This is a genomic window from Caballeronia sp. AZ7_KS35, assembly GCF_023631045.1.
In the GTDB taxonomy this organism is placed as follows: domain Bacteria; phylum Pseudomonadota; class Gammaproteobacteria; order Burkholderiales; family Burkholderiaceae; genus Caballeronia; species Caballeronia zhejiangensis.
In genome coordinates this window covers 152,942-158,941 of sequence record NZ_JALQDV010000036.1, presented here as the reverse complement: position 1 = coordinate 158,941, position 6,000 = coordinate 152,942, and the positions used below count along the sequence as shown (strand labels likewise).

Below are 6,000 nucleotides of genomic sequence, written 5' to 3'. Positions count from 1 at the left end.
GTAGTCCTCTCGTCCATCGTGGGCTGCCTAAAGAGTGCCCTCAAACACCTAATCGGGCTTGGCTCGCGCACGGTCTGAACCATCGCACCACACACCGAACTGGTTCAGCACCAAATAGCTCCGGCCCGCTTCGCGGCCGACCGGTCAATCGGGTCCGCGCGTGCTTCTTTGCTGCCGTCTCCATCTCGCTGCACTTGCCGCACGTTGGTTTCCCTTGCATACCGGGCGGCAGCGCGTAGCGCTGTGCCGAAGCTCTTTCGTGCTGAACCAGTGTCCTCAGCGTTTTCGGGCGGCGGACCGTGCGCGATCCAAGCCCGATTAGGTGTTTGAGGGCACTCTTTAGGCGAGTGCCGCCTGTGACGAGAGGACTACCCAAATTGCGTGTGACCGCGGGCCTGAAAAGCTGCTTTCTTTGCTTACTTTCTTTGCAGCAGCAAAGAAAGTGAGTGCCGCCCCGCACAGGGGCAACGCTAATAGACCGCCACGAAAACGGGATCCGGCGAAAAGAAACGAAACGCCAAACCCAGCTTTGCAGCGGCAAAGAAAGTAGGCGCCGCCCCGCACGGGGGCCGTGCCAATAGACCGACGCGATCACGGGATCCGGCAACAACAAGAAAACCGAAGGCCCCCAACCCGCCGGGGGCAAAAACAAAGGCTCAAGCCGCCTTCAACAACCCATGCGGATCGATAACAAACTTCCTCGGCGCTCCGCCATCAAACTTCCGATACCCATCCGGCGCTTCATCGAGCGAAACCACCGTCACATTGACGATATCGGCAATCGGCAACCGATCCCACAAAATCGCCTGCATCAGATTGCGGTTGTACTTCATGACCGGCGTCTGCCCCGTATGGAACGAATGCGACTTCGCCCAGCCCAGCCCGAAGCGAATGCTCAAACTCCCCTTCCTCGCCGCAGCATCGACCGCACCGGGATCGTCAGTCACGTAAAGACCCGGAATCCCGATCGCGCCCGCCGCCTTCGTAATCTCCATCAGCGAATTGAGCACCGTCGCGGGCGCTTCGTGACCGGCATCGCTGCCGTGACCGTGCGCTTCGAAACCCACGCAATCGACCGCGCAATCCACTTCCGGCTTGCCGAGAATCTGCTCGATCTGCTCGCCGAGCGTCGCATCCTTCGACAGGTTGATCGTCTCGAAGCCCATCGCGCGCGCATGAGCAAGACGCTCCTCGTTCATGTCGCCGACGATCGTGCAAGCCGCGCCCAGCAAGCGCGCCGACGCAGCCGCCGCCATCCCGACCGGCCCCGCGCCCGCGATATACACCGTCGAGCCCGGCCCCACGCCCGCCATCACCGCGCCGTGGTAACCCGTCGGAAGAATGTCGGAGAGGCAAGTCAGATCGCGGATCTTGGACATCGCCTGCGCTTTGTCGGGAAACTTCAGCAGATTGAAGTCCGCGTACGGCACCATCACGTATTCCGCCTGACCGCCGATCCAGCCGCCCATGTCGACATAGCCATACGCGCCGCCCGCACGCGACGGATTCACGTTCAGGCACACGCCCGTATGCTGCGCCTTGCACGTCGGACAACGGCCGCACGCGACGTTGAATGGCACCGAAACCAGATCGCCGATGGCAAGCGTCTCGACATCGCGCCCCACTTCGATCACTTCGCCCGTAATCTCATGGCCGAGCACGAGGCCGACTTCCGCTGTCGTGCGGCCGCGCACCATGTGCTGATCCGAGCCGCAAATGTTCGTGCTGACGACCCTCAGAATGACGCCGTGGCCGATGTCCCGCCCGCGTGGATCGACCATCTTCGGATAGTCGATGGATTGCACTTCGACCTTGCCCTGCCCCAGATACACGACGCCGCGATTGCTGCTCATTGATCGTCTCCTTGTTTCGTGGACGGCATGCGCGAACCATCCGACCGATGACCGCGCCCGTGCAACGAGGGTAGCGCTCTCGCGACGCCGCGACTCGCACTCAATGCGACGCACGTTTGACTGAAACCGACATCGCGCGCAGAAATCCTTTCGACCCGGTTTTTATTGATTGACCGTTCAAAATAAAAAAAATAGTATCGGCGCACATCGTCAGTCACGAAAAGACCATGCCCAAGCTCGGAATGCGCGATATCCGCCGCGCGCAACTCATCGACGCCACGTTGCATACCATCGACCAATCGGGACTTTCCGGCGCGACGCTCGCTTCGGTCGCGCAGCGCGCGAGCACGTCGACGGGCATCGTCAGCCATTACTTCGGCGACAAGGATGGTCTGCTCGAAGCCACGATGCGCCATGTGCTGCGCTCGCTATGGCAAGGCACGTCGCGCCGCCGCAAAGCCGCGAAGCCCGATCCGCGATCGAAACTGCGCGCGGTCGTCGCGGCGAATTTCGATGTCGAACAGGTGAACGGGCCCGTCATGAAAACCTGGCTCGCGTTCTGGTCGGAAAGCATGCACAAGCCGGAATTGCGCCGGCTGCAGCGCGTGAACACGCGGCGTCTGCATTCGAACCTGTGCGCGGATTTCGCGCGTGCCTTGACGAAGCCCGCCGCGCGCCGCGCCGCAAGCGGCCTCGCCGCGCTGATCGACGGCCTGTGGCTGCGCGGCGCGCTGGCCGGCGAGCCGTTCGACACGAAGGGCGCGCTGCGGCTCGCTTACGAATACATCGACCTCGTGCTGGAAGCGCACGGCTGATTAATCACATTCAAGGAAAGGAGCGCGACATGTCCGCATTCGGAGAGCAACGGCTTTATATCGGCGGCGAATACGTCGATGCGACAAGCGGCGAAACCTTCGACACGCTCGATCCCGCGACCGGCGAAACGCTCGCGCGCGTGCAGCGGGCGTCGCAGGCGGATATCGATCGCGCGGTGAAATCGGCGCGCGAAGGCCAGCGCGAATGGGCCGCGATGACCGCGATGCAGCGCTCGCGCATCCTGCGCCGCGCGGTCGATCTGCTGCGCGCGCGCAACGACGAACTCGCCGCGATCGAAACACGCGATACCGGCAAGCCGATCGCGGAGACGCGCGCCGTCGATATCGTCACGGGCGCGGATGTCATCGAGTATTACGCGGGGCTCGCGACGGCCATCGAAGGCGAGCAGATTCCGCTGCGCGAATCGTCGTTCGTTTATACGCGGCGCGAACCGATCGGCGTGTGCGCGGGCATCGGCGCGTGGAATTATCCGATTCAGATCGCGTGCTGGAAATCCGCGCCCGCGCTCGCGGCGGGCAACGCGATGATCTTCAAGCCGAGCGAAATCACGCCGCTGACTGCGTCGAAGCTCGCGGAAATCTATACGGAAGCGGGCGTGCCCGCGGGCGTCTTCAATGTCGTGCATGGCGACGGACGCGTAGGCGCGATGCTCGCGGAACATGCGGGCATCGAGAAGATATCGTTCACGGGCGGCGTCGAAACCGGCAAAAAAGTGATGGCGCGCGCGGGCGGATCGACGCTCAAGGAAGTGACGATGGAACTCGGCGGCAAGTCGCCGCTCATCGTATTCGACGACGCCAACCTCGAACGCGCCGCCGATATCGCAATGAGCGCGAACTTCTTCAGTTCCGGACAGGTATGCACGAACGGCACGCGCGTGTTCGTCGAACGCGGTGTCATCGGCAAGTTCGAAGCGCTCGTGATGGAGCGCGTGAAGCGCATTCGCATCGGCGCGCCCGATGATCCGCGGACGAATTTCGGGCCGCTCGCGAGCGCCGCGCAGTTGCAGAAGGTGCTGACGTATATCGAGAGCGGCAAGCGCGAAGGCGCGCGGCTCGTCGCGGGCGGTGGGCGCATGACCGACGGCGCATTCGCGCGCGGCCAGTACGTCGAGCCGACCGTGTTCGCCGATTGCCGCGACGACATGCGCATCGTGCGCGAAGAAATTTTCGGGCCTGTGATGAGCATCCTCGCGTTCGATGATGAAGACGAAGTCATCGCGCGCGCCAACGATACCGACTACGGCCTCGCGGCGGGCGTCGTGACGGAGAACCTGTCGCGCGCGCATCGCGTGATTCATCGGCTCGAAGCGGGCATCTGCTGGATCAATACGTGGGGAGAGTCGCCGGCGGAAATGCCCGTAGGCGGATACAAGCAATCGGGCGTCGGGCGCGAAAACGGCATCGTCACGCTGAGCGCCTTTACGCGCATAAAGTCCGTGCAGGTCGAGCTCGGTCCCTATCAGCCTGTGTTTTAAGGAGCATGTGCGATGAGCGCGAACGAATACGATTACATCATCGTCGGTGCGGGATCGGCGGGCAACGTGCTCGCGTCGCGTCTCACGGAAGACGAAGACGTGACGGTGCTGCTGCTCGAAGCGGGCGGGCCGGATTATCGCTTCGACTTTCGCACGCAGATGCCTGCGGCGCTGGCTTATCCGCTGCAAGGGCGGCGATACAACTGGGCCTATGAAACCGAGCCCGAGCCGCATATGAACAACCGTCGGATGGAGTGCGGGCGCGGCAAGGGGCTGGGCGGATCGTCGCTGATCAACGGCATGTGTTATATCCGCGGCAATGCGCTCGATTACGACAACTGGGCGTCGATGCCCGGTCTCGAGAACTGGAGTTATCTCGACTGTCTGCCGTATTTCCGCAAAGCGGAGACGCGCGATATCGGACCGAATGCGTATCACGGCGGCGATGGTCCCGTGCATGTGACGACGAGCAAGCCCGGCAACAATCCGCTTTTCGCCGCGATGGTCGAGGCAGGCGTGCAGGCGGGTTATCCGCGTACCGAGGATCTCAACGGTTATCAGCAGGAAGGCTTCGGTCCGATGGATCGCACCGTGACCGCGAAGGGACGTCGTGCGAGCACGGCGCGCGGGTATCTGGATCGCGCGAAGCATCGTGCCGGGTTGACCATCGTGACGCATGCGATCACGGATCGCGTGTTGTTCTCGGGTAAGCGTGCTATTGGCGTTGCTTATCTGCATGGCGGGCAGCGCGTGACGGCGCATGTGCGGCGCGAAGTGCTCGTGTGCAGCGGTGCGATTGCATCGCCTCAGTTGTTGCAGCGCTCGGGCGTCGGACGGTCTGACTGGCTGAAGGAGTTGGAGATTCCTGTCGTGCATGATCTGCCGGGCGTCGGTGAGAACTTGCAGGATCATCTCGAGATGTACATGCAGTACGAATGCAAGGAGCCGGTGTCCTTATATCCGGCGCTGCAGTGGTGGAATCAGCCGGCGATCGGGCTCGAATGGATGCTGAACGGGACGGGCATCGGCGCGAGCAATCAGTTCGAAGCGGGCGGCTTCATCCGCACGCGCGACGAGGATCTTTGGCCGAACATCCAGTACCACTTTCTTCCGGTCGCGATCAATTACAACGGCTCGAATCCGATAAAGATGCATGGGTTCCAGGCGCATGTCGGATCGATGCGCTCGCCGAGTCGGGGGCGCGTGAAGCTCAAGTCGCGCGATCCGAACGCGCATCCGAGCATTCTTTTCAACTACATGGCCGATCCGCTCGACTGGCGTGAGTTTCGCGATGCCATTCGGATTACGCGCGAGATCATGCGGCAGCCCGCGCTCGCGCGATATCGCGGGCGGGAGTTGCATCCGTCGGATGATCTGCAAAGCGATGCGGAACTCGATGCGTTCGTGAGGGCGAAGGCGGAGACGGCTTTTCACCCTTCGTGCTCGTGCAAGATGGGTTATGACGATATGGCTGTCGTCGACGGCGAAGGACGCGTGCATGGGATGGAAGGATTGCGCGTCGTGGATGCGTCGATCATGCCGCAGATCACGACCGGGAATCTCAATGCGCCGACGATCATGTTGGCGGAGAAGATTGCGGATCGGATTAGAGGCGTTGCTGCGTTGGGGCGGGCGGAGACGGCTTATTTTGTGGCGCGGGGGAAACGGGCGCGGGAGGTGGTGGGGGCGAAGGGGGGGTTGGTGGGGGTTTGAGGGGGGAGCTCCCCTTGGGCTGAGGGGGCTAACGGGGGTTGTAGGTGTGTGGACACAAATCGGGTCTATCTCCGCGCATGCGGAGGAACCACTGCGGCACCCATGCCGCCATGTGGCACG

General features: G+C 62.5%; 4 protein-coding genes. 3 read left to right on the top strand and 1 reads right to left on the bottom strand.

The window, feature by feature from the left end:
* Positions 1-656: 656 nt before the first annotated feature.
* The gene (gene fdhA, locus NCT05_RS22700) at positions 657-1,853 is read right to left on the bottom strand and encodes a formaldehyde dehydrogenase, glutathione-independent (RefSeq protein WP_008354157.1); all 1,197 of its coding nucleotides are present in this window, start codon (positions 1,851-1,853) and stop codon (positions 657-659) included.
* A gap of 227 nt (positions 1,854-2,080) precedes the next feature.
* Between fdhA and betI the strand changes: the two genes are divergently transcribed.
* Genes betI through betA form a run of 3 tightly spaced genes read left to right on the top strand, consistent with a single transcriptional unit; the run spans position 2,081 to position 5,880 of the window.
* Positions 2,081-2,668: a transcriptional regulator BetI gene (gene betI, locus NCT05_RS22695; RefSeq protein ID WP_008354158.1), complete on the top strand. Its 588-nt coding sequence runs from the start codon at positions 2,081-2,083 to the stop codon at positions 2,666-2,668.
* A gap of 29 nt (positions 2,669-2,697) precedes the next feature.
* Complete coding sequence (gene betB / locus NCT05_RS22690) at positions 2,698-4,167, top strand: betaine-aldehyde dehydrogenase (RefSeq protein WP_175982380.1); 1,470 nt, start codon at positions 2,698-2,700, stop codon at positions 4,165-4,167.
* Positions 4,168-4,179: 12 nt separating this feature from the next.
* Entirely contained in the window at positions 4,180-5,880 is a 1,701-nt protein-coding gene (betA, locus tag NCT05_RS22685; protein WP_250440855.1) for a choline dehydrogenase, read from the top strand.
* Positions 5,881-6,000 lie beyond the last annotated feature (120 nt).